At 67.9% G+C, this 21,881-nt stretch carries 21 protein-coding genes; 6 read left to right on the top strand and 15 right to left on the bottom strand.

Annotated elements, in window-relative coordinates; translation table 11 throughout:
• Positions 1 to 33: 33 nt before the first annotated feature.
• The 3 genes from Q8Q53_RS14640 to tsaD are packed head-to-tail and all read right to left on the bottom strand — an operon-like array spanning position 34 to position 3,568.
• On the bottom strand, positions 34 to 1,542 hold the full coding sequence (locus tag Q8Q53_RS14640; RefSeq protein WP_305702523.1) for a lipopolysaccharide biosynthesis protein: 1,509 nt from the start codon (positions 1,540 to 1,542) through the stop codon (positions 34 to 36).
• Positions 1,539 to 2,537 carry an NAD(P)H-dependent glycerol-3-phosphate dehydrogenase gene (locus Q8Q53_RS14635; RefSeq protein ID WP_305702522.1) on the bottom strand — a complete coding sequence of 333 codons (999 nt, stop codon included), beginning with the start codon at positions 2,535 to 2,537 and terminating at the stop codon, positions 1,539 to 1,541. Before Q8Q53_RS14635 ends, Q8Q53_RS14640 begins: the two co-directional genes overlap by 4 nt.
• Positions 2,534 to 3,568 carry a tRNA (adenosine(37)-N6)-threonylcarbamoyltransferase complex transferase subunit TsaD gene (tsaD, locus tag Q8Q53_RS14630; protein WP_305702521.1) on the bottom strand — a complete coding sequence of 345 codons (1,035 nt, stop codon included), beginning with the start codon at positions 3,566 to 3,568 and terminating at the stop codon, positions 2,534 to 2,536. The genes Q8Q53_RS14635 and tsaD overlap by 4 nt, the downstream gene beginning before the upstream one ends.
• 43 nt (positions 3,569 to 3,611) lie before the next feature.
• Between tsaD and hemC the strand changes: the two genes are divergently transcribed.
• Genes hemC through Q8Q53_RS14615 form a run of 3 tightly spaced genes read left to right on the top strand, consistent with a single transcriptional unit; the run spans position 3,612 to position 6,285 of the window.
• Positions 3,612 to 4,568: a hydroxymethylbilane synthase gene (gene hemC / locus Q8Q53_RS14625; RefSeq protein ID WP_305702520.1), complete on the top strand. Its 957-nt coding sequence runs from the start codon at positions 3,612 to 3,614 to the stop codon at positions 4,566 to 4,568.
• Positions 4,569 to 4,583: 15 nt separating this feature from the next.
• Positions 4,584 to 5,282 (top strand): uroporphyrinogen-III synthase, encoded by a 699-nt coding sequence (locus Q8Q53_RS14620; protein WP_305702519.1) that lies wholly within the window; start codon positions 4,584 to 4,586, stop codon positions 5,280 to 5,282.
• A gap of 25 nt (positions 5,283 to 5,307) precedes the next feature.
• Positions 5,308 to 6,285 (top strand): hypothetical protein, encoded by a 978-nt coding sequence (locus Q8Q53_RS14615; RefSeq protein ID WP_305702518.1) that lies wholly within the window; start codon positions 5,308 to 5,310, stop codon positions 6,283 to 6,285.
• On the opposite strand, the gene Q8Q53_RS14610 is transcribed toward Q8Q53_RS14615, so the two are convergent.
• Positions 6,282 to 7,496 (bottom strand): FAD-dependent monooxygenase, encoded by a 1,215-nt coding sequence (locus Q8Q53_RS14610; protein ID WP_305702517.1) that lies wholly within the window; start codon positions 7,494 to 7,496, stop codon positions 6,282 to 6,284. The two genes, Q8Q53_RS14615 and Q8Q53_RS14610, sit on opposite strands and share 4 nt — an antisense overlap.
• Positions 7,497 to 7,601: 105 nt before the next feature.
• Positions 7,602 to 9,302, bottom strand: a complete 1,701-nt coding sequence (locus Q8Q53_RS14605; RefSeq protein ID WP_305702516.1) for an alkaline phosphatase family protein — start codon at positions 9,300 to 9,302, stop codon at positions 7,602 to 7,604.
• Positions 9,303 to 9,518: 216 nt separating this feature from the next.
• Here Q8Q53_RS14605 and Q8Q53_RS14600 point away from each other — a divergent pair, with 216 nt between their 5' ends.
• Positions 9,519 to 11,516: a protein-disulfide reductase DsbD gene (locus tag Q8Q53_RS14600; RefSeq protein ID WP_305702515.1), complete on the top strand. Its 1,998-nt coding sequence runs from the start codon at positions 9,519 to 9,521 to the stop codon at positions 11,514 to 11,516.
• An 84-nt stretch (positions 11,517 to 11,600) separates the two neighbouring features.
• Here Q8Q53_RS14600 and Q8Q53_RS14595 read toward each other — a convergent pair whose 3' ends face one another.
• Positions 11,601 to 12,356 (bottom strand): SDR family NAD(P)-dependent oxidoreductase, encoded by a 756-nt coding sequence (locus tag Q8Q53_RS14595; RefSeq protein ID WP_305702514.1) that lies wholly within the window; start codon positions 12,354 to 12,356, stop codon positions 11,601 to 11,603.
• A 169-nt stretch (positions 12,357 to 12,525) separates the two neighbouring features.
• Between Q8Q53_RS14595 and Q8Q53_RS14590 the strand changes: the two genes are divergently transcribed.
• The gene (locus tag Q8Q53_RS14590; protein WP_305702513.1) at positions 12,526 to 12,918 is read left to right on the top strand and encodes a protocatechuate 4,5-dioxygenase subunit alpha; all 393 of its coding nucleotides are present in this window, start codon (positions 12,526 to 12,528) and stop codon (positions 12,916 to 12,918) included.
• A complete protein-coding gene (locus tag Q8Q53_RS14585; RefSeq protein ID WP_305702512.1) occupies positions 12,911 to 13,798 on the top strand; it encodes a class III extradiol dioxygenase family protein in 888 nt (295 codons plus the stop codon). The genes Q8Q53_RS14590 and Q8Q53_RS14585 overlap by 8 nt, the downstream gene beginning before the upstream one ends.
• 442 nt (positions 13,799 to 14,240) lie before the next feature.
• Here Q8Q53_RS14585 and Q8Q53_RS14580 read toward each other — a convergent pair whose 3' ends face one another.
• The 9 genes from Q8Q53_RS14580 to ccoO form a co-directional block, all read right to left on the bottom strand.
• On the bottom strand, positions 14,241 to 15,554 hold the full coding sequence (locus Q8Q53_RS14580; RefSeq protein ID WP_305702511.1) for a radical SAM protein: 1,314 nt from the start codon (positions 15,552 to 15,554) through the stop codon (positions 14,241 to 14,243).
• Between the two features lie 45 nt (positions 15,555 to 15,599).
• Positions 15,600 to 15,851: a hypothetical protein gene (locus tag Q8Q53_RS14575; protein ID WP_305702510.1), complete on the bottom strand. Its 252-nt coding sequence runs from the start codon at positions 15,849 to 15,851 to the stop codon at positions 15,600 to 15,602.
• Positions 15,848 to 16,003 (bottom strand): cbb3-type cytochrome oxidase assembly protein CcoS, encoded by a 156-nt coding sequence (gene ccoS, locus Q8Q53_RS14570; RefSeq protein WP_305702509.1) that lies wholly within the window; start codon positions 16,001 to 16,003, stop codon positions 15,848 to 15,850. Before ccoS ends, Q8Q53_RS14575 begins: the two co-directional genes overlap by 4 nt.
• A complete protein-coding gene (locus Q8Q53_RS14565) occupies positions 16,000 to 18,057 on the bottom strand; it encodes a heavy metal translocating P-type ATPase (protein WP_305702534.1) in 2,058 nt (685 codons plus the stop codon). Before Q8Q53_RS14565 ends, ccoS begins: the two co-directional genes overlap by 4 nt.
• Positions 18,058 to 18,119: 62 nt before the next feature.
• Positions 18,120 to 18,584, bottom strand: a complete 465-nt coding sequence (locus Q8Q53_RS14560) for a FixH family protein (RefSeq protein ID WP_305702508.1) — start codon at positions 18,582 to 18,584, stop codon at positions 18,120 to 18,122.
• Positions 18,585 to 18,586: 2 nt separating this feature from the next.
• Positions 18,587 to 20,032 carry a cytochrome c oxidase accessory protein CcoG gene (gene ccoG, locus Q8Q53_RS14555; RefSeq protein ID WP_305702507.1) on the bottom strand — a complete coding sequence of 482 codons (1,446 nt, stop codon included), beginning with the start codon at positions 20,030 to 20,032 and terminating at the stop codon, positions 18,587 to 18,589.
• Positions 20,019 to 20,936, bottom strand: coding sequence for a cytochrome-c oxidase, cbb3-type subunit III (gene ccoP, locus Q8Q53_RS14550; protein ID WP_305702506.1), 918 nt, complete (start codon positions 20,934 to 20,936; stop codon positions 20,019 to 20,021). Before ccoP ends, ccoG begins: the two co-directional genes overlap by 14 nt.
• A complete protein-coding gene (locus Q8Q53_RS14545) occupies positions 20,926 to 21,099 on the bottom strand; it encodes a cbb3-type cytochrome c oxidase subunit 3 (protein ID WP_305702505.1) in 174 nt (57 codons plus the stop codon). The genes ccoP and Q8Q53_RS14545 overlap by 11 nt, the downstream gene beginning before the upstream one ends.
• Complete coding sequence (gene ccoO, locus Q8Q53_RS14540) at positions 21,096 to 21,875, bottom strand: cytochrome-c oxidase, cbb3-type subunit II (protein ID WP_305702504.1); 780 nt, start codon at positions 21,873 to 21,875, stop codon at positions 21,096 to 21,098. The genes Q8Q53_RS14545 and ccoO overlap by 4 nt, the downstream gene beginning before the upstream one ends.
• Positions 21,876 to 21,881: the final 6 nt, after the last annotated feature.

Raw genomic sequence — 21,881 nt, 5'->3', positions numbered from 1 at the left:
CAGGCAAGGGAATAGCCGGTCTGGCGCGCAGGCTCAATCGCTGCGGGCCGGTTCATCCGCATTCGTGTTCGCCGCGACATTGCGGCGGAACAGCACCCGGTCTTCGGGGCCGAACCCCTTGTGCCAGATCACGAAGCCGTAAACGAACAGGATCGCGGGGATCCCGAACAGCAGCTCGGCCCATTCGGGCAGGAAATAGGTGGCCAGCCAGCCGACCAGCGTGGCCGGGGCGACCGCCCAGACCAGCACCCAGCGCCACGCGTTGACCGGTTCACCCAGAATCCGCGACAGGATCCACGCCTTGGCCACCGAGGCCATCCCCAGCGACAGCATCAACGCCGCCGCCACCACAGCGGCGCGGTAGTTGTCATTCAGCCCCAGCTGCGCGACCAGCATGATCCCGGCGATGGTCAGCACCGCTTGCAGCGCGATTGTCGCCAGTGAAACCCACAAGTTGCGCAGCCGCGCGACATAGACCAGCGCGGCCTCGCTCACCACGGCGGTCGCGGCGGCGACTTCGGCGGCCAGCAGGAACGCCAGCGCGCCGGTCCCGCCGACGAATTCCGGCCCGATCAGGCCCATCACGCCTTCGCCCGGAATGCCCAGCGCCAGCGCGATTCCCGCCTGCGCGGCGATGATCCAGAACCCCACCTGACAGACCTGCCGGGCAATCGCGGAAAGGTTCCCCTCCTTCAGATTCCGGGTGATGACCGGGCCAAGGATCGGCTCGAAACTGGTCTTGAGCTTCTGCGGAAGCGAGGCGATCTGCTGCGCCGCGTAATAGACCCCGACTGCCGCCGGGGTGGCGAAAATGCCCAGCAGCGCGATGTCCAGCTTGCGCGTGCCCCATTCGACCAGGTCCGCCCCGGCCAGCGGCATCGACACCACCGCCAGCCGCCCGATCCGCTGCGGGCGGGGATACCAGCCGCGCGGCAGGCCATACGTGCGCACCAGCGGCCACAGCGCCACCGCCAGCGCGGCCAGCTTGGCCAGAATGAACGACAGCGCCAGCCCGGCAGCGGGCAGGATGAACAGGAACGCCACCGCCGCCAGAGTCTGCGTCCAGGGTTCCACCACCGATCGCGCCCGCACGGTCGCCGCGACGTTGTAGCGATAGGCCAGCGCCGCCAGCGCCACATCGGTCAGCGCGCTGGCGATAATCGCCACCGGCAGCAGGCGGTCCCATTCGGAATAGTGACCGCTGGGAAACATCGGCGCGGGGAACGCCAGCAGCAAGGCGGCCGCCCCCAGTGACAGCAGCAGGGTCAGCGTCAGCCCATCGGCCACGACATGCGCGGCGTCGCGCTCATCCTCGGACAAGCGCTGGGCAAGGCCCCGGCGCTGGCCCAGCGCGCAGAGCTGGGCGACCAGTTCCACCACGACCAGCGCCGAGGCATAACGGCCCAGCGCCTCAACCCCGTAAAACCGCCCCGCGATGAACAGGAACGGCGCGGTCCCGCCCAGCCGTAGCACGAAGCCGAAGAAGTTGGTGCGCCCGCCCTTGGCCAGCGCCTGAATATCCTGTTGCCCCGCCGCGCTCACCCGGCGGGTTCCTGTTCGGGCCTGAGCGGGCGGGCGAGCAATTCGGCCACCACCGCGCGGGCCGGGGCTGCCCCGGTCAGCAGCTTGCACACCGCATCGACAATCGGCATCGCGATGCCATCGCGCCGGGCCAGATCGGCCAGCACCGGCGCGGTATGCGCGCCTTCGGCCACGCTGTTCTTGCCCGCGACCGCTTCGGCCGCGCTCAGCCCTTCGCCCAGCGCCTTTCCGAGCGAGAAGTTGCGGCTGGAGGTGGACGAACAGGTCAGCACCAGATCGCCCAGCCCGCACAGCCCGGCCAGCGTTTCCGCCCGCGCCCCGCGTGCCAGCCCGAACCGCAGCATTTCGGCATAGCCGCGCGCGATCAGCGCGGCGCGGGCGTTCTGGCCCAGCCCCAGCCCGTCGACCACGCCGCAGGCAATCGCCAGCACGTTCTTGACCGATCCGCCGATTTCCGCGCCGATCACATCATCGGAATAATACGGCCGCAGCGCGGGCCGCGAGATCACCGGGGCAAGCCGGTCCCACTGCGCCGGTCCCCCGGAACAGGCCAGCGTCACCGCCGTCGGCAACCCCGCCGCCACTTCATGCGCGAACGTCGGGCCAGACAGCACCGCCAGCTGCGCCGATGGCGCGGCCTGCGCGGCAACCTCGCCCATCAGTCGTCCGGTCCCGGCCTCTATCCCCTTGGCGCAGAGCACCAGATCGCGCTGGCTATCGGGCAAGTCCGCCAGCACGCGGGCCAGATGCTGCGCCGGGGCCACCACCAGCAGCACCGGTAGCGCCGCCAGATCGCCAATCTGGTTCGTTGCCGCTATACTCCGTGCCAGACTGGCGTTCGGCAGGAACAGGCTGTTGGTATGCTGCGCATTGATTTCGGCCACCAGTTCCGGCTCGCGCGCCCAGATCAGCACCGCGCTGCCATCGCTGGCCATACTCTGCGCCAGCGCCGTGCCCCATGCCCCTGCCCCGATCACGCCCACTTGCGCTGTCATGCTTTCACTCCTGCCCCGCGCACCGGCAGCGCATCAGGATCGAGCGGCCAGCGCGGGCGGGCCGCAAAATCGAGCGGATCGGACTGGCCCAGCCGTTCCACCCCCGCCCAGGCGATCATCGCCGCGTTATCGGTACACAAGACCAGCGGCGGGGCGATGAACGGCAGGCCAAATTCGCCCGCCAGCGTTTCCAGCGCGCCGCGCATCGCCTGATTGGCCGCCACCCCGCCCGCCACGACCAGCGCGGTGATCCCTTGTCCGGTCACGCCGGACAGCGCGATCCGGGTGCGGTCCACCACGCAATCAATCGCCGCCTGCTGGAACGATGCGGCCAGATCGGCAGCGCTGTGGGTGCCCGCCTGATGCGCGCGCAGCACGGCGCTTTTCAGGCCAGCGAAGGAAAAGTGCGGTTCACCGCTGCCGACCAGCGGGCGCGGCAGGGGGACGGCGCGCGGGTTGCCCTCACGCGCCAGCCGCTCCACCGCCGGACCGCCGGGATAGCCCAGCCCCAGGATCTTGGCGGTCTTGTCAAACGCCTCACCCAGCGCGTCGTCGATGGTGGTCGCAAGCCGGGAATAGCGCCCCACCCCTTCGACCAGCAGTACCTGGCAATGTCCGCCCGACACCAGCAGCAGCAGATAGGGATAAGCCAGCGCGGCATCCGCCAGCCGGGGCGACAGCGCGTGGCCTTCCAGATGGTTGATCGCGATCAGCGGCTTGCCCGCTGCCATCGCCAGCGCCTTGGCCGTGACCAGCCCGACCATCACCCCGCCGATCAGCCCCGGCCCGGCGGTGGCGGCAATCGCATCGACATCATCCAGCCCCAGCCCGGCGTCGGCCAGCGTCGATTCGATCAGCGGGGCCAGCCGTTCGGCATGGGCGCGTGCGGCAATTTCGGGGACGACCCCGCCATAGGGCCGGTGCGCTTCATCCTGCGAGGCGATGCGCTGCGCAAGAATGCGCCGCTCACTGTCAACCAGCGCGGCTGCGGTTTCGTCACAGGACGATTCAATTCCGAGGACAATCCCCATCGCGTCTTTCCCTTAGAGAGATTGCACAATAGGACAAGCGGCCATGCCCGTGAGTCCACAACCGTCCGCATCCCCGTCCGTCCGGCCGCTGCGCCTTGGCACCCGCCGTTCGCCGCTGGCGATGGCGCAGGCCGAGGAAACGCGCGAGCGCCTGATCGCCGCACATCCCGGCCTGACCATCGAGATCGTCCCCGTCATCGCCAGCGGCGACAAGATCCAGGACCGCCCCCTGGCCGAAATCGGCGGCAAGGCGCTGTGGACCAAGGAACTGGATCAGTGGCTGCTGAGCGGTGAGATCGACTTTGCGGTCCATTCGCTGAAGGACGTCGAAACGATCCGCCCCGCAGCCATCGCGATCGCCGCGATCCTGCCGCGCGAGGACGTGCGCGATTGCCTGATCGGCGCGGAAAGCATCCGCGCGCTGCCGCAGGGCGCGCGCGTCGGCACCAGCGCCCCGCGCCGCGCCGCGCAGTTGCTTCACGCCCGCCCGGATTGCACCGTGGTGATGTTCCGGGGCAACGTCGCCACGCGGCTGGCCAAACTGGCCGCAGGCGAAGTGGATGCCACGCTGCTCGCCCGCGCAGGCCTGAACCGGCTGGGTGAAACCGGCACCGGCCATCCGCTTTGCGCCGACGACTGGCTGCCCGCGCCGGGGCAGGGGGCAATCGCCATCGAATGCCGCGCCGCCGATGCCGCCACCCGCGCCGTGCTGGCCGCTATCGACGACGCGCCCAGCCGTCACGCGGTGTTTGCCGAGCGCGAGCTGCTGGCGGGGCTGGGCGGCAATTGCCACAGCCCGATTGCGGTGCTGACCACGGCGGACGGCGCGGACCTGATCCTGCGCGCGGCGATCTACAGCCCGGACGGCGCGGAACGGATTGAAGCCAGCCAGCGCTTTGCAGCGGGCGATCCGGCCGGACCGGCGCGGCTGGCGGCAGAGTTGCTGAACCGGGCGCCCGAAGCCGTGCGGGTCCACTTTTCCGGCCCGGCGCAAAGCTGACGCGATGGCCCCGCCATGGTCCCGCTAGTCGTCATCCGCCCCCAGCCCGGCTGCAACGCCACGGTCGCGGCGGCGGCGGCGGCGGGGCTGGATGTGCGCAGCCACCCGCTGTTCACGATTGTCCCGTGCAGTTGGCAGGCCCCTGATCCAGCCCGGTTCAGCGCGCTGCTGGCGGGCAGCGCCAACGTGTTCCGGCACGGCGGACGCGGCTTGGCAGCGCTGCGGCACTTGCCGGTCTATGCCGTGGGCGAAACGACCGCCGCCGCCGCGCGCGCCGCCGGGTTCACGGTTGCCGCCGTGGGCAGCGGCGGCTTGCAGGGCGTGATCGACACCCAGGTGCCCGCTGGCGCGCACCTGCTGCGACTGGCCGGGGATGAACGTGTGGCGCTGCACCTGACGCCAGGCCTGCTGATGGAAGAGCGCGTGGTCTATGCCAGCCAGCCCGTGCCGCTGCCTGCGGATCTGGCCGATCTGCTGCGCGCGCCCGCGATCATCGCCGCCCATTCCGCCGATGCGGTCCGCCACCTGACCGCGCAATGCGTGAGCCACGGCATTCGCCGCGCGCCGCTGCGGATCGCGGCGCTGGGCCAGCGCATCGCCGCGGCGGCTGGCGACGGCTGGGGCGAAGTCGCCGTGGCCGCAGCGCCCAGCGATCAGGCGCTGCTGGCCTTGGCCCGCCAGATGTGCCAAGACCCCGGTCCAAAGGGTCGATAGGCAGCAACAGGAGCCGCGCAGCACCATGCCTGATGATTATTTCAACCGCACTCCGGCGGCTTCGGCGCGGCGCAGCGGACCGTCGCTGCGCGCGGTGCTGGGCACTGCGCTGCTGGCCTTCATCGGCGGTGCGGCGCTGGTCGGGTGGCTGGTGTGGGATGGCCGGGTCAGCCTGGATCAGGCGGACAGCCCCGCTGCCAGCGCCCGTCTGGCGACGTTGCCGCAGCCCGGTGAAACCCTTGCGGCAACCCCGTCCGCATCCGCCCCGTCGCCAACCGCTGCGGCCAGCGAAACCGCGCTGGTCGGCGGGCTGGATCAGCGGATTGCCGCGCTGGAGCAGCGCCTGACCCGGCTGGACCTGCAAGCCGCCGCTGCCGATGGCAACACCGCCCGCGCCGAAGCGCTGCTGGTCGCCTTCGCCGCCCGCCGCGCGGTGGAACGCGGCGCGCCGCTGGGCTATCTGGCCGACCAGTTGAAACTGCGGTTTGGCGATGCCCAGCCCAACGCAGTCGGCATCGTGATCGACGCCGCGCAGAACCCGGTCACGCTCGATCAGCTGGTTGCCCAGTTCGATCAGCTCGCCCCGGTGCTGACCAACGCCCCCCGGAACGAAGGCGGCTGGGACCGCCTGACGCGCGAATTTTCAGGCCTGTTCGTGATCCGGCAAGGTGACGCTGCATCAACCCGGCCCCAGCACCGGCTGGACCGGTTGCGGGTGCTGCTGCGCACGGGTCAGGTCGACGGTGCGATCACCGATGTGCAGGCCCTGCCCGGTGCCGCTGGCGGAGCGGAATGGCTCGGCGCGGCCAAGCGCTATGTCGCGGCCCAGCGGGCGCTGGACCTGATCGAGACGACCGCGCTGCTGGAACCGAACCGGTTGCAGGACAGCGCGGGCGACCGGGTGCAGCAGTCCAGCCCGGCAGCACCGGCGGCAAACTCAAACCCGGCCCCAACCCCGGCCCCGACAACAGCGGTCAACCCGGCTCCTGCCGGGGCGATCTAGGCGCGCAGCAGTTCCGGCAATTCGCCGGACATCCCGCGCGCTTCGTCCATGAAGAACTTCTTCAGCCAGCCGGTGCGCTGGACCACGCCCATGCCCAGGCGGCGAACCGCGCTGGGCAGGCGGCCCGGAATGCCGAACAGGCGGACCAGTGCGTCGGTCGCGGCCATCGCGGTGACGCTGTCGAGACTGCGCCAGCGTTCATAGCGCGCCAGCAGCTGGGCATCGCCCGGTTCCAGCCCCAGCCGCATCCCGTCGGCCAGCACCTGCACCAGCGTGCCGACATCGCGCAGGCCCAGGTTCAGGCCCTGCCCCGCAATCGGGTGCATCCCGTGGGCAGCATCGCCCACCAGCGCCAGCCGGTCTGCCACGATCCGGCCCGCGTGATGGAAGTTGAGCGGATAGGCCATGCGCGGCGCGATCAGCCCGATCGCGCCGAAAATCCCGTCCATCCGCCGCGCGATCTCGTTCAGGAACGCCGCATCGGACAGCGCGATCACTCCGGCGGCCTGCTGTTCGCCCACGGTCCAGACCACCGCGCTGCGATGGCGGCCATCGGGCAGATCGAGCAGCGGCAGCAACGCCAGCGGTCCGGCCGGGAAAAAGATCTCCCACGCCACCCCGTCATGCGGGCGTTCATGCGTGATTGCGGTGACCATTGCGCGGTGGGAATAATCCCACTTCGCCGATTTGAGGCCGGATTCCAGCCGGGTCGGCGATTGCCGCCCTTCCGCACCGATCAGCAGATTGCCTTCGAGCACGCGCCCGTCGTTCAGCGTTACCGCCACGCCGTGCGGTCCGCGCTGGCGCGCCGCCGGTTCGACGCCGCTGTGCCAGGCGATTCCCGGTTCGGCCCGCGCGGCTTCGAACAGCGCCAGGCGGATATCGCGGTTGGCATACATCCGCCCCAGCGTGCCTTCGTGCGGTTCGGGCTTGAAATCGATCCGGCCGGGCCGCATCGCGTCGGTCACCGCGATCCCCTCGATCAGGCAGCCCAGCGGCTCCAGCCGGTCCTTCAGGCCAATGTTGCAGAACAGGTTCCAGCTGGCGGTCGAAATGGCCGAAGCGCGGCCATCGACGCCGTCCGCCGTCAGCTCTTCCGGCAGTGCCTTGTCGACGACATGGGCGGTGATCCCCTGCTTCGCCGCCGCCAGCGCCAGCGTCATGCCCACCAAGCCGCCGCCCAGAATCACGAGATCACGCTTGTCCGTCATGGTTCAACCTGCTGCTTGAGTCGGCCCCCTATGTAGGACGGCTTGGCCCCGGTTCGTAGGGCCAAGATCAAATTACCGTCTTTTGGGCAAGTCGGAAGCGGTGGCTCACTTTACCGCGCAGGTATCCGCCGCGCCGCCGTCCAGATCGAGGCAGCGCCCGTCCCATGTGCCCGCCGGAGCCTTGATGCCCACCAGCGCCGCCAGCGTGGGCGCGATATCGACCGTGGCAACCGGCGCGCCTTGCTCAAACGGGGTCAGCCCCTTGCGCCAGAACAGCATCGGCACGCGCCGGTCATAATCGAACGCGCTGCCGTGGGTGGCGATATAGGCACCCGGCATCGGTTCGGGGATCGGGGTGACCGCGCGGTCCAGCAGGATCAGCACATCGCCCGACCGCGCCGGATCGAACGAGGCGCGCACCCGGTCCACCAGGCTCCAGTCCTGGGGGTTGGCGGTGGGCACCGGCATCCGCGCGAGTTCACCGTTGGTATAGACCGCCGCGACTTGCGGGTGCGCGCGGGCAATCATGGTCAGCGCATCAATGACCCTGGCCTTGTCCGGCGCCGAAACACTGCGGCTGACATAAAAGTCACCCGAAGCGCCATCGGCATAGAGCAGCGGCCCCTGCGCAGCAGTCACGCCGGTGCGCGCGGTGATGGCCTTGGCCAGTTCGTTCGGGCGCAGGGCATCATCCACCCGCACAGCGGCGGGCAGCGCCTGCTGGTTCGACCGTTCCGGCGCGTCCAGCCCGCCGTGATCGGCCGTCAGCACCACGGCATAATCGATCCCGCGCGCGTCGAGGTGGGTCAGCAGCTTGCCGATGGCCACATCGACTTCAGCCATCTGGATGCACATTTCCAGCCCTTCGTTGCCCACCGCATGGCCGATGTAATCGGTCGCGGACAGGCTGACCGACAGCAGATCGGGCGCAGCGCCCTGGCCCAGTTTCAGTTCATCGACCAGCCGGATCGCCAGTTCCGCCGTGGCATGGTCCATCCGCGGCGAAATGCGGAACGCGTCTGCCTTGCCGGGTTCGAGCCTGAACCGTCCGGTCCCGACGGCCGACTTGCCCACTGCCACGGCCCGGTCCTGCGCGCCGCACCACGGGCGCGGGTTCAGCGCGGGCGCGCCCGATTTCAGCACTTTGGCCACCGCCGCGTTCTGCGCGACGGCCGCCGGGGACAGTTCGCGGCCCTTGAAGGTGACAAAGCTGCTGCCCTTCCACCAATATGCAGTGTCCAGCTGGTGCCCGCCCATCATTGCCACGGCGCGGTCCTTGGCTGAAACCGCCACGTTGCGGCTGGCGGGGTTGGCGCGCTTCATCCATTCGCCCAGCGTCGGCACTTTCAGCAGGCTGGCCGATACCACCGGATTGCTGGACGTGCTGGCCGGATCGGTCAGGTCTTCGGAACAATAGACCCGCTTGTCGGCCCGCGCGAGGCCCGGATCGAACCAGTTGTTGGCGATGATCCCGTTGCGCGCGGGGTGCGTGCCGGTCAGCAACGTGGAATGGCCGGGGCAGGTTTCGGTCGCCGCGTGGGACTGATAGCCAGAAGGAAACACCGCGCCTTCCTGAAGCCGCTTCAGCCCATCGGTGTAATGGCGGCGATACTGCGCGAACAGATCGGCCGAGAACTGATCGACTGCAATCGCCAGCACCAGCCGGGGCGCCGGCTGTGCAGCGGCGGGGGCCTGTGCCCTTGCCGGAGCCGCGACCGGCGCGGGAGCGGGCACTTCATCAGCCAGCGCGGGCGCGGTCAGGGCGGTGGCAAGCGCAAGGGCGGCAATCAGGCTGAAACGGCGCATCGGGTAATCCTGTTGGGGCGCGGTTTTGCCGGTGCGCCGCTGGCTGCCCGCAGATGGCCCAAGGGCGCGCTTGCGGGACGGCGGCGGCACGGGCAAAGAGCGCACGTGGACTCATCATCAAACCATATGCCCGCCGCCCGATGCACCTGCAAGCGCAGGTCTGGTCACGTGCATGGACAACCGGTTCGACCGCTTTGGCAATGGCTTGTTGCAGTGATGTTGCAACTGCTGGCGCTGGCGGCGTTTACGCCAGCGCACGCGCGCGAGCCGAACATTATCGCCAGCCTGGTGGCCGAAGGTTCGGGTCAGCCGGGCGAAACGATCACGCTGGCATTTCTGATGCAACCCAAGCCCGGCTGGCACGGGTATTGGCAGAACCCCGGCGATGCAGGGCTGGGGATGGGGCTGGAATGGACCCTGCCCACCGGCGCAAAAGCAGGCGCGCCGCAATATCCGGTGCCCGAAACCCTGCTGATCGCGGGGCTGATGAACCATGTCTATGAGCACGACTATGCCGTGCTGGTGCCGCTGACCCTGCCGGCCAATGCCGCACCGGGCCAGCGGCTGCCGATCGCGGTCGATGCCAGCTGGCTGGCCTGCACCGATGAGATTTGTGTGCCCGAACAGGGCCGGTTGACCACCACGGTCACCGTCGGCCCGGGCGCGGCGCGGGATGCCCGGTTCGATGGCTGGCGCGCGGCGCTGCCCGCGCCGCTGGGCAGCAACGCCAGTTTCGCATGGGCTGGCGGCAAAGTCCGGATCGGCATTCCCCTGCCCGCCGCCGTCCGGCTGGACCGGCCGCACGTGTTCCTCAGCGATGACCGCGTGGTCGATTACGCCGCGCCCCAGGCCTTTTTCCGGCAGGGTGACTTGCTGGTGGTGGAACTGGCCCGCGCCAGATTCGCCCCGGCCCAGCCGCCTGCGCTGAACGCGGTCTTGCGGCTGAACGGCGCGGGCGACGGGGTGACGCTGGTCGCCGCGCCCGGTCCGGTGGCGGCTGGCGGCGATCCCGTTGGCGGCGAAGCCAGCACCGCTCCGCTGGCCATGCTGCTGCTGGCGGCGCTGGCGGGGGGCATGCTGCTCAATATCATGCCCTGCGTGTTCCCGATCCTCAGCCTCAAGGCGCTGAGCCTGGCCCGCGCGGGCGAGAGCGAAGCGCAGGCCCGCGCCGAGGGGCTGGCCTATACCGCCGGGATCGTGCTGGCCTGTCTGGCACTGGGCGGGCTGATGCTGGCCTTGCGCGCCGCCGGGCAGGAAGTGGGCTGGGCGTTCCAGTTGCAGGAACCGCTGGTGGTGGCCGCGCTGCTGCTGGTGGCCGTCGCAATCACCGCCAACCTGACTGGCCTGTACGAGTTTGCGGTCCCCGGCTTTGCCAGCGCCGGATCACCGCAGGGTGCGTTCGCCACCGGCCTGCTCGCTGCATTCGCCGCCACGCCCTGCACCGGGCCGTTCATGGCCGCCGCGATGGGGGCGGCGCTGCTGCTGCCGACGCTGCCCGCGCTGCTGCTGTTCGCCGCGCTGGGGCTGGGGCTGGCGCTGCCGTTCCTCGCCATCGCCTTCGTCCCGGCACTGCGGCGGATGCTGCCGCGCCCCGGTGCGTGGATGGTCTGGTTCCGCCGCGCCATGGCGGTGCCGATGGGGCTGACCGCGCTGGCGCTGGTCTGGCTGGCGAGCCGGGTGGCCGGATCGGCCTTTGCCTTTTCCGCCGCGCTGCTGGGTTTCCTGCTGGTCTGCGCGCTGGTCCTGCTCGGGCGGCGGCAACGCCACGGCCTGGGCGGCGGCAAACCGGTGCTGGCAGGCCTGCTTGCCATTATCGGCATCGCCGCGCTGGGCCTGCCGACCGTGGTGCGTGAACCCGGCGCGGCGACTGCCGGACTCCTGCCCGCCCAGCCGTTCAGCCCGGACGCGCTGGCACGCGCCCGCGCCAGCGGCAAGCCGGTGTTTGCGTGGTTCACCGCCGACTGGTGCCTGACCTGCAAGGTCAACGAGCAAGTCGCGATCGAGCGCGAGGACACCCGCGCTGCCTTTGACCGCGCGGGCGTGGTGGTGCTGCGCGGTGACTGGACCCGGCGCGATCCGGCGATCACCCGCTATCTGGCAGCCCAAGGCGCGGCGGGCGTGCCGCTGTATGTCTGGTATCCCGCTGGCGGCGGCGCACCGCAGCAATTGCCGCAAGTGCTGACCCCCGCGATGCTGACCGAGCTGGTGAAGTAGGCACCCGGTCCCAAACCACCACCCCCGTTCGTGTCGAGCGAAGTCGAGACACGAACGGAGCAGGGGGTGGGCTGTAAGACGTGGTTACAGCGCCTGCCCGTCGTCCACCGTCAGCGTTGCGCCGGTCACGCAGGCCGATGCATCGCCGCTCAGGAACAGCAGCGGTGCATCCAGCGCGTCAACCGGGCACATCCGGCGGCGGTGGAAGCTGGCGATCTGGCGCTGGCCGCCTTCGGTCTGGAACCAGTCCCCGGCGATTTCGGTCTGGATATAGCCGGGCTGGATCGTGTTGACATTGATCCCCTGGCGCACCCATTCGCGCGCGAACTGGCGGGCCAGATGCGCCACCCCGGCCTTGGTCGCGGCATAGGCGCTGTCGCCCTGCCCGGTCAGCTCCGCCGTGATCGAACCGATCACCACGATCCGCCCGCGCCCGCTGTCCTTGAAATTCGCCGCGATCATCCGCCGCGCGCCCTCACGCGCGGTCAGGTAGACGCCGTTGAAATTGGTCGCCACGACCGCCGCCATATCGGCCGCCGAAACATGGGTAGAGCGGCCATCGTGGGCGATTCCCGCATTGCAGATCACCGTATCGACCGTGCCAAACTTGGCCTCGGCCGCATCGAAGGCCGCGATCAGCGACGCTTCATCGGTCACGTCCATCGCCAGCGGCAGCGCGGCATCGCCCAGTTCCGCAGCCAGCGCGGCCACCCGCTCCATCCGGCGCGCTCCGATCACCACTTTCGCACCCTCACGCACGAACAGCCGCGCAAAGTGCGCGCCGAACCCGGATGAGGCCCCGGTAATCAGGGCCACCCGGCCCGCCATCGAAAGCTGCATCGCGTTTCTTCCCGTTCTTGTGCTCCCGCCTGCACAAGCAGTCACCCCCGCCAGCGTCAACCCGGGATATTTGTAAGTGCAGCATACAAAAATCTGCAATGTTTGATCTTGGTCAAGGTGCAGCGGGCCGGAACGGGCGCATAACATGGTGCAAGGAAAGGATTTGCCCATGGCCAGCCAAGTTGCACCACCGATTGCACCGCCAATTCCGGGCACGCACATCTTCGATGGCGCTGCCGCGCAAAAGGGCTACGCCCTCAACGCGATGTGCTTTTCGTTCAACGAAGCCGCCAACCGCGATGCCTTCCTGCATGATGAGGACGCCTATTGCGACCGCTTCGGCCTGACGCCGCAGCAACGCGATGCCGTCGCCCAGCGCAACGTGCTGGCGATGATGGCAGCGGGCGGAAACATCTATTACCTCGCCAAGCTGGCCGGGATCTTCGGCCTCAACGTCCAGGACGTCGGCGCGCAGCAGACCGGCATGAGCGTGGACGCATTCAAACAGATGCTGCTCGACAATGCAGCAGCAATCCCCACCAGGGAGACGGCCCGTGGCTAAGGTTATCGGCGGTGTCTTTACGAGCCATGTCCCCGCCATCGGCGGTGCGATCCATCGCGGCGCGCAGAACGAACCCTACTGGAAGCCGTTCTTCGATGCCTGGCCGCCGGTGCGCGAATGGCTCGGTGAACAAGTGCCCGAAGTGGTCATCATGTTCTATAACGACCATGGCCTGAACTTCTTCCTCGACAAGATGCCGACGTTCGCTGTCGGCGCAGCGGCCAAGTACCGCAACGAGGATGAAGGCTGGGGCCTGCCGCCCTTCCCGGTTCCGCCGGGCCATCCGGACCTCAGCTGGGCGATCATCGAAAAGCTGGTCGCGGAAGAATTCGACATCACCACCTGCCAGGACATGCTGGTCGATCACGCCGCTTCGATCCCGCTCGCGCTGGCTTGGCCGGCCGGCGAAGCGCCGGTGAAAATCGTGCCGATTGCCATCAACACCGTCCAGCACCCCCTGCCCAGCGCCAAGCGCTGTCTGGCGCTGGGCCGCGCGGTGGCCAAGGCGCTGGCCGAGTGGCAGGGCGATGAAACGATCATGGTGATGGGCACGGGCGGCCTGTCGCACCAGCTGGACGGAGAGCGCGCGGGCTTCATGAACCCGGAATACGACACGTTCTGCATGGATAATCTGTCGGTCGATCCCGATGCCCTTACGCGGCATTCGGTGCATGAGATCGTCGAACTGTCCGGCACGCAGGGTGTCGAGATCCTCAACTGGATCGCCGCACGCGGGGCGCTGGGCGACAAGGTTCACGAAGTCAGCCGCAGCTATCACATTCCCATTTCGAACACGGCCGCTGCCGTCATGGTCCTCGAGACTGAAGCAGCCCGCGCCGCAGGCAAAGCAGGAGCGGAAAAAACCGCCGAACTTGCCTGAAACGCAACCAGTTCTCCCCACCTGGAGCGGCTGATCCCTCGGGACGGTCGCTCTCTTTTTTTGGCCGGTTGCCAGCGCTCAATGCCAGCAAGCCGCAGCCGCCGCAAGCGCCTTGCGGGAAATCCTCCGAACGCCGATCCCGACCGCATGGAATCGCCCTTCCCCGTGGGGGAGGGCTTTTGCGGAAACACGCACGGCAAGGTAGCGCGCCGGAACTCCGCCCGAAAGATCGCGAGAAAATCAGACGGCCGAACTGAACCGCCGCTGCGATTCCCCACGTCGTCACCCTGAACTTGGTTCAGGGTCCATCGTGCCGCCCACCTGGTGCGCGCAGGAGTAGGCGCAAGCCGCCCGGTTAGACCTGCCAATCGAGCGAAAGCGCCTGCGGCTCAATGGATGCTGAACCAAGTTCAGCATGACGATGCGTCTGATGGGCGGCCCCCTAAACCGCCGAACTGAACCGCCGCTGCGAATCCTGGCGATAGGGATCGAACAGCGCCGCGATGGACCGGGCATAGGGCAGCCCGTCCGGCAGGATCCGCAGGTGGTCCGCTTCCAGCACGGCCAGATCACGCGTCAGGAACGGGGCCAGACGGTCATCGATGCAGGCCAGCAGATCGGGATCAACCCGCGCCGCACCGCTGCACAGCAGTGCCTCGATCACCGCGCCGCGCCGCCGGTCATCCGCGCTGCGCCGCACCCCGCCGGACGCGGGCAGCAAATCCTGCGACAGCAGCATCCGGTACCGCCCGGCGTTCTTTTCATTCTGCCACAACACATCGTCAAAGCAGCTGATCGATGATGCGCCCAGCCCGATCAGGGTGCTGGCGGCGTCATCGGTGAACCCCTGGAAATTGCGCCGCACCCGGCCTTGCGCCGCAGCGCGGGCCAGCGGATCGCCGGGCAGCGCGAAATGATCAAAGCCGATCGGCACGTATCCGGCGTCCAGCAACAGGCGATAGCCGAAATCGGCCATCGCAAACCGTTCGTCCTGCCCCGGCAGCGCGCTGGCATCAATCCGGCGCTGGCGCGGCAGCATGTGCGGCACGTGGGCATAGCCGAACAGCGCGATCCGGTCCGCGCCCAGTTCCACCGTGCGGCGCAGCGTGGCTTCCAGCTGGTCCAGCGTCTGGCCCGGCAGGCCATACATCAGATCATAGTTGAGCGACGTGATCCCGGCCTTGCGCAACATGGCGGTGGCCCGCGCAATATCGCTGTCCGGCTGGACCCGCCCAATCGCCGCCTGCAATTGCGGCGCAAAGGTCTGCACCCCCATGCTGGCATTGGTCACGCCGATCCCGTGCAGCACCTGCCCCCATTCCGCTGTCAGGTTGCGCGGATCGAGTTCGATCGACAGGACCGGATCGGCCAGCGCCATGTGCAGGGTCAGCGCATCGACCAGCCGGACGAAATCGGTCGGCGCGATGGCGTTGGGACTGCCGCCGCCAAACGCGATCCGCCGCACGGCCACCCGGTCATCCAGCCGCGCGCCGGTGAGCGCGATATCGCGGTGCAACGCGTCAAGGTAACTGGCCAGCCGGTGGGTCTTGTTCGCCGCCCCGGTGTTGCAGCCGCAATACCAGCAGATCTTTTCGCAAAAGGGGATGTGAACATAAAGCGAGGCATCGCCGACCGCACCGCGCAGCGCCGCATCGGCGTCCGCTGCGCCCACCGCCGGTGAAAACTCCGCCGCTGTCGGAAAGCTGGTATAACGCGGAACCGGCGTTGCCAGCAGGTCAGGATGATAAGGCCACATTCCGCCTCTTCTGACCGGACCTGGTCGGCGAATCATTGCGACTGCTCAAATTTCCGGAGAATCGCCCGGCTTGCCGCTCCGCTTGCGCGAACAGCCAGAATGGCAGCCTTTGACGCAGCAGCTTGACTGGTCCGGCCCCGGCAGCTGCGAACCGCCCAGCGGCACTTCGACCATGCGCACCACGCCATCGCCGGTACACAGCGGCATCATCATCGTCCCGCCTGCCGCCGGTCCAGCCAGATTGAACGCCGCCGGAACCAGCGCCAGCATCGCGAACTGGACAATCGAGCGCTTCACGCAGCCGTATCCTCTTCATCATCGATCAGGATGCGCGCGGCGGCGCCATCCAGATCCTCAAACTGGCCGCGCTTCAGCGCCCAGAAGAACGTCACCAGGCCGAACAGCCCCAGCCCCAGTGCAATCGGGATCAAGACCGCCAGCCCGTTCATCGCGCGGCCCGCACCAGTCGCAGCGAATTGGCGATCACGATCAGTGAACTGGTCGACATCGCCGCGGCCGCGATCAGCGGAGTAACGAACCCGGCCATCGCCAGCGGCACCGCCAGCACGTTGTAGCCGATCGCCAGCACGAAGTTTTCCTGCACCACGCGCATCGTCCGGCGCGCAGCGCGGATCGTCCGGGGAATCGCGGTCAGGCCGTCGCCCAGAAACACGAAGTCGGCGGTCTGCCGTCCGACATCGCTGGCCGTCCCCGGCGCGATCGAGGCATCGGCAGCGGACAGCGCAGGGCCATCGTTCAGGCCGTCACCCGCCATCAGCACCTTGTAACCGTCCTCCTGCAGCTGCGCGATGGCAGCCTGCTTTTCAGCGGGGGAGGCATTGCCCCGCCCGGCCAGTCCGGTCGCCTGCGCGGCATCGGCCACGGCGTCGGCATTGTCACCCGACAGGATGGCCGGCTCGATCCCCAGCTTGCGCAGCTCGGCCAGCGCAACGCCGGTGTCCGGCCGCAGCCGGTCAGCAAAGGCGAACAGCCGGGTCGGCTGGCCCGCGATGTCGAGCGCGGTCGAAATCCCGCTTGCGGCTTCGGGCCGGTGCAGCGCCACGGGCACGCCGTTCCACAGCGCGCGCACGCCCTGCCCGGCTTCTTCCTGAACGTCAGTCAGCGCGGCCGGGGTGACCCCCCGCGCGCCGAGCGCTTCAACCAGCGCGCGCGACAGCGGGTGGCGGCTGTGCGAGGCCAGCCCCAGCGCCACTTGCCCCGCCTCAGGCGGCAAGGCATCCAGCATCGCCGGATCGGGCAGCGGGCGGCCCATGGTGAGCGTGCCGGTCTTGTCCAGCAGCGCCCGGTCTACAGTTGCCAGCCGTTCCAGCGCGCTGCCGTCCTTGACCATCACGCCCTGCTTCATCAGCGCGCCGCAGGCCACGACTTGCGCCACCGGCACGGCCAGCCCAAGCGCGCAGGGGCAGGTAATGATCAGCACCGCGATGGCGATCACCAGCGACTGGTGCAGCCCTGCGCCTGCAATCATCCAGCCCGCGAAGGTCAGCGCTGCCAATGTGTGGACCGCAGGCGCATAGAGCCGCGAAGCGCGGTCGGCGATCCGGACATAGGCCGAACGGACCTGCCCCGATGCTTCCATCAGCCGGGCGATTTCAGCCAGTGTGGTGCCCTGTCCGGCGGCGGTTACCCGCACATCGACCGGCGCATCGATATTGAGCGTGCCCGCCAGCACCGGATCGCCCACCGCAGCGGCGACCGGCGCACTTTCACCGGTCAGCAGCGACTGGTCGAACCGGCTCGCCCCGGCGATCAGTTCGCCATCGGCGGCCAGCCGTTCTCCGGCGGCGACCCGCATGATCAGTCCGGGAACGAGGTCGGTCGCGGGCAGCCATTCAAGCCCCCCTTCCCGCGATACGACCATCGCCCCCGGTGCCGCCTGGCGCAGCAAGGCATCGACTCCGGCGCGGGCGCGATCGCGCATGCCAGCGTCGAGCGCGCGCCCGACAAGCAGAAACAGCAGCAGCATCAAGGTGCCATCGAACCAGGCGTCCTGGCCGTGGGTCGCCGTCTCGTAAAGGCTGAGCACGGTGGCCAGCGAGACACCGATCGAAATCGGCACGTCCATGTTGGTGGTGCGTTTTTTCAGCGCACCCCACGCCGATGTAAAAAACGGCCGTCCGGCGTAGAGGATCGCGGGCACGCCGATCATCGCGGACAACCAGTGGAACAGGATCTTGGTCGATCCGTCCGCGCCCGACCAGATGCTGACCGACAGCAGCATCACGTTCATGCAGGCAAACCCCGCCACCGCGAGCGGAGCCAGCAGCGGCTTGACCGCCGATGGCGGCGGCGCCAGTTCCTCCCCGCGGGGCTGGCTGGCAAAGCCGACATTGCCCAGCGCGTCCATCAGCGCCGGCATCGTCACGTCCGGTGCGTGCTGCACGCGTACTTGCCGCGCGGTCAGGTTGACGCGCGCGCCGCTGACCCCCGGCACCGCGTCCAGCGCACGTTCGACCTTGGCCATGCATCCGGCGCAGTGCATCCCCGGCACGACCAGCACGGTCGTATCGTCAGGTGCTGTGCCGGGCTGGCGCGACAGGTCGTTCACCGGATATCCAGTTCCGCCCGCCATGGCTGACCAGCGGCATTGCGCGCCGAAATCCTGAGCTTCCAGCGTCCGGCGGCCAGCGGCGTTTCCGACGTGAACTGTTCCGGCCCGGTGGCGACAAACCGCAGCGCCATGTCCGGCTGGCGGCCCAGCGGATGCCGCGCGACCCCCGCCACGGTTACGCCCGGTTCGGTTGCACCGGCCAGCGTCAGGGCAATCCGCCCGTCCGCCTGCTGGCGGGCCGTGGCGGCCCAGCCCAGTGTCTTCTGCCGCTCTGCCGCGTCGAGCCATTTGTTGTAGTTCTGGCTGGCAACGTAGGAGTTAGCGACCACCACCCCGCCGAACGTCGACGTGGCAAAGCGCGCCATGATCAGGTTGACCGTGATCACCACCGCAAAGAACGAGACGATGATCGCGGTAAAGTGCCAGCCGGTCAGCGGCCCTTTGGTAAACGCTTTCATTGTCATTCCTCCGGCGCATCGAAGCGCACTTCACTGGAATCGCCGCCGCCTTCGGCATCGGTGGCCAGCAGCGTGAACGTGAACGATTGCGGCGTGGTATCGTCCGGCGCCACGACATAGACCCGCAGCGCCTTGACCTGATCGGGCGCAGCCGTAACCCGGATGATGCGCGAAGCCTTTTCGCGGGCCATGTCATCAGTCCACATCACCGCGCCAGGCAGGCCTTCCAGCGTCACCTGCATCGGCCGCGGGCGGGCCTGCATGTTGCGCAGTTTCAGCGTGTAGGCGTTGCGGATTTCCCCATCGCTCATCAGCATGAACGGCGGGTTGCGGTCTTTCTGGACCGATACGTCGATCTGGGAACGGACCCCAAGCGCGAACAGCAGGGCAACGCCGATCGCCCCCCAGACGCCCAGGTAAACCAGCGTGCGGGTGTGGAACAGCGCCTTCATGACCGGCTTGGGCGCGCCGCCGGCCCGCTCGATTTCGCAGTCTTCCAGTGTGGCATAATCGATCAGCCCGCGCGGGCGGCCGATCTGCTGCATGACCGTGTCGCAGGCATCGATGCACAACGCGCAGGTGATGCACTGGATGTCCTGCCCGTTACGGATGTCATACCCGGTCGGGCAGACGTTGACGCACTGGTTGCAGTCAATGCAGTCGCCCACGCCGCCGGGGTTCTTTTCCGCCTTCTTGACGCTGCCGCGCGGTTCCCCGCGCCAGTCCTTGTAAGTGACGATCAGCGACTTTTCATCGAGCATCGCCGTCTGGATCCGCGGCCAGGGGCACATGTAGACGCAGACCTGTTCGCGCAGGAACCCGCCGAGCAGGAAAGTCATCACGGTCAGCACGGCGACCGTGCCATAGGCCACCATCGCCGCGTCGCCGGCCCAGAAATCACGGGTCAGCGTCGGTGCATCGGCGAAATACATGATCCACGCGCCGCCGGTCCAGAAGCTGATGACCAGATAGATCGTCCACTTCAGGCCGCGCTTGAAAATCTTCTGCGGACCCCACGGCGCCGCTTCCAGCCGGAGCTGCGCGTTGCGATCCCCGTCGATGAACCGGTCCACGTGCTGGAACAGGTCGGTCCAGACGGTCTGCGGGCAGGAATAGCCGCACCAGGCCCGGCCCACCGCGCTGGTGACCAGAAACAGGCCGATGCCCGCCATGATCAGCAGCCCGGCCACGAAATAAAACTCGTGCGGCCAGATTTCGATCCCGAACATGAAGAACCGGCGGTTGCCAAGGTCCAGCAGGACCGCCTGATCGGGGGCATAGGGGCCGCGATCCCAGCGGAGCCACGGCGTTCCGTAATAGATGGCCAGAGTGACCACCATGACCAGCCATTTGAAGCGGCGGAAGCGGCCGTCTACCGCTTTGGGAAAGACGGCCTTGCGCTTCTCATACAGGTCGAGGTGGCTGGGGGCAGTTTCAGGGCTTTGCATTTCCATTATCCGCTACGGCAGGAGTGGTCGGAGCTTCCGAGAAGTCTTCACCGCCCCCCAGCGAGTGGACATAAACTGCCAGCATCTTGATCGTCACGGCGTCAAGCTTGCCCCCCCAGGCGGGCATGACACCTGCGTGCGCCTTGTAGACGCTGGCCGTAACCTGTTCCTTCTTGCCACCATAGAGCCAGATCGCGTCCGCCAGGTTCGGCGCACCGAACTGGCGCAGACCCTTGCCGTCCGTCCCGTGGCAAACCGCGCAGTTGGCCGCAAACGCGGCCGCGCCGCCCGCGTTGGCCGGAGCCTTGCCCGACAGTGACAGCACATGGCCGGCCACATCATTGATCTGCGCAGCCGTCAGAATGCCGTCCTGGCCGAAGTTCGGCATCAGGCTGGTGCGGGTCTGGTCGTTACCGGGCTGACGGATGCCATGCAGCAGCGTCAGTTCGATGTCCTTGACGTTGCCGCCCCACAGCCAGTCATCGTCGTTCAGGTTGGGATAGCCAATGCTGCCCGCTGCGCCCGAACCGTGGCACTGCACGCAGTTCACGCGGAACGCGGCCTTGCCGCCCGAAATCGCTGCGTTCAGCAGCTTGGGATCGTTCGGTATCTGCTCGATCGGAGTGGCAGCCAGCGCCGCCAGCGTGCTGGCACGGGCGCCTTCGGCAACCTTGGTTTCCTGCGCCAGTTGGCCGCGGCTGGTCCAGCCCCAGACGCCTTCAGTGGCCTTGTTCAGCATTGGCCAGGCCGGATAGACCACCATGTAGCCGATCGAAAACACGATACACAGCACCCAGGTGATGATCCACCAGCGCGGCAGCGGGTTGTTCAGTTCCTCGATGCCGTCCCATTCGTGGCCGACAGTCTCGACACCGGTCGGTTCGTCGATACGCTTATTCGCCATCGTCTTCGTCCTTGAAGATCATGTTTGCGGCCGCTTCGTTATCCTTCCGTGCGCCTGGCCGGAATGGCCAGAGCGCCAGCACCAGAAAGGTCACGACCATCGCGGCCAGCCCCCAGCTGTCGGCAAAGTGCCGCAGCGCGTCATAAGTTGAATGCGTGCTCACCGGCCCTTTTCCTTCGCCAGTTCCTCCTGGGCGGCGGCGCTGTTCACATCGACCAGCGTCCCCAGCATCTGGAGATAGGCAATCAGCGCATCCATTTCGGTCAGGCGCGACGGATCCCCGTCATAGTCACGCGCCTGCGCCTTGGGATACCGCTTGAGCAGCCCGCTCGCATCGGCGTTCGGATCGGCCTGAGCGACCAGATCCGCAGCCGCGTTGTCGACCTGTTCCTTGGTATAGGGCGTGCCGGCGCGGTAGAGCGCAGTCAGCGTGGCTGCCGGATCGCCCGCGTCCAGGTTCTTCTTCGCCAGGAACGGGTATTGCGGCATCACCGATTCAGGCACCACGCTTTGCGGGTTTTTCAGGTGCTGGACGTGCCATTCATCCGAATAACGCCCGCCCACACGCGCCAGATCCGGCCCGGTGCGCTTCGACCCCCACTGGAACGGGCGGTCGTACATCGATTCCGCGGCCAGGCTGTAGTGGCCATAGCGTTCGACCTCGTCCCGGAACGGGCGGATCATCTGGCTATGGCAGACATAACAGCCTTCGCGCACGAAGATGTCGCGGCCCGCTTGCTCCAGCGGCGTGTAGGGGCGCATCCCGTCGACCTTCTCGATCGTGTTGTCGATCCAGAACAGCGGTGCGATTTCGACGATCCCGCCGACGATCACCGCCAGAAAGGCGCCAACCCCGAGAAGCGCGACGTTGCGCTCCAGCTTCTTGTGACGGCCCCAAGCTTCCTTGGGTGCCGGATCCTTGATGGTTTCAGCAGTCATTGGAAG

Origin of the sequence: Novosphingobium sp. (genome assembly GCF_030699305.1) — a bacterium.
Lineage (GTDB): Bacteria > Pseudomonadota > Alphaproteobacteria > Sphingomonadales > Sphingomonadaceae > Novosphingobium.
This window is presented reverse-complemented; position numbering and strand designations above follow the sequence as displayed.

Excerpts from the sequence above, each read along its gene's own strand:
- Q8Q53_RS14635 (WP_305702522.1), bottom strand. The coding sequence starts at position 2,537 with ATGACAGCGCAAGTGGGCGTGATCGGGGCAGGGGCATGGGGCACGGCG.
- tsaD (WP_305702521.1), bottom strand. The coding sequence starts at position 3,568 with ATGGGGATTGTCCTCGGAATTGAATCGTCCTGTGACGAAACCGCAGCC.
- Q8Q53_RS14560 (WP_305702508.1), bottom strand. The coding sequence starts at position 18,584 with ATGAAAGCGTTTACCAAAGGGCCGCTGACCGGCTGGCACTTTACCGCG.
- Q8Q53_RS14565 (WP_305702534.1), bottom strand. The coding sequence starts at position 18,057 with ATGCACTGCGCCGGATGCATGGCCAAGGTCGAACGTGCGCTGGACGCG.
- Q8Q53_RS14590 (WP_305702513.1), top strand. The coding sequence starts at position 12,526 with ATGGCCAGCCAAGTTGCACCACCGATTGCACCGCCAATTCCGGGCACG.
- Q8Q53_RS14580 (WP_305702511.1), bottom strand. The coding sequence starts at position 15,554 with ATGTGGCCTTATCATCCTGACCTGCTGGCAACGCCGGTTCCGCGTTAT.
- ccoS (WP_305702509.1), bottom strand. The coding sequence starts at position 16,003 with ATGAACGGGCTGGCGGTCTTGATCCCGATTGCACTGGGGCTGGGGCTG.
- Q8Q53_RS14620 (WP_305702519.1), top strand. The coding sequence starts at position 4,584 with ATGGTCCCGCTAGTCGTCATCCGCCCCCAGCCCGGCTGCAACGCCACG.
- ccoO (WP_305702504.1), bottom strand. The coding sequence starts at position 21,875 with ATGACTGCTGAAACCATCAAGGATCCGGCACCCAAGGAAGCTTGGGGC.
- Q8Q53_RS14615 (WP_305702518.1), top strand. The coding sequence starts at position 5,308 with ATGCCTGATGATTATTTCAACCGCACTCCGGCGGCTTCGGCGCGGCGC.
- Q8Q53_RS14610 (WP_305702517.1), bottom strand. The coding sequence starts at position 7,496 with ATGACGGACAAGCGTGATCTCGTGATTCTGGGCGGCGGCTTGGTGGGC.
- hemC (WP_305702520.1), top strand. The coding sequence starts at position 3,612 with ATGCCCGTGAGTCCACAACCGTCCGCATCCCCGTCCGTCCGGCCGCTG.
- Q8Q53_RS14595 (WP_305702514.1), bottom strand. The coding sequence starts at position 12,356 with ATGCAGCTTTCGATGGCGGGCCGGGTGGCCCTGATTACCGGGGCCTCA.
- ccoG (WP_305702507.1), bottom strand. The coding sequence starts at position 20,032 with ATGCAAAGCCCTGAAACTGCCCCCAGCCACCTCGACCTGTATGAGAAG.
- ccoP (WP_305702506.1), bottom strand. The coding sequence starts at position 20,936 with ATGGCGAATAAGCGTATCGACGAACCGACCGGTGTCGAGACTGTCGGC.
- Q8Q53_RS14605 (WP_305702516.1), bottom strand. The coding sequence starts at position 9,302 with ATGCGCCGTTTCAGCCTGATTGCCGCCCTTGCGCTTGCCACCGCCCTG.
- Q8Q53_RS14600 (WP_305702515.1), top strand. The coding sequence starts at position 9,519 with ATGTTGCAACTGCTGGCGCTGGCGGCGTTTACGCCAGCGCACGCGCGC.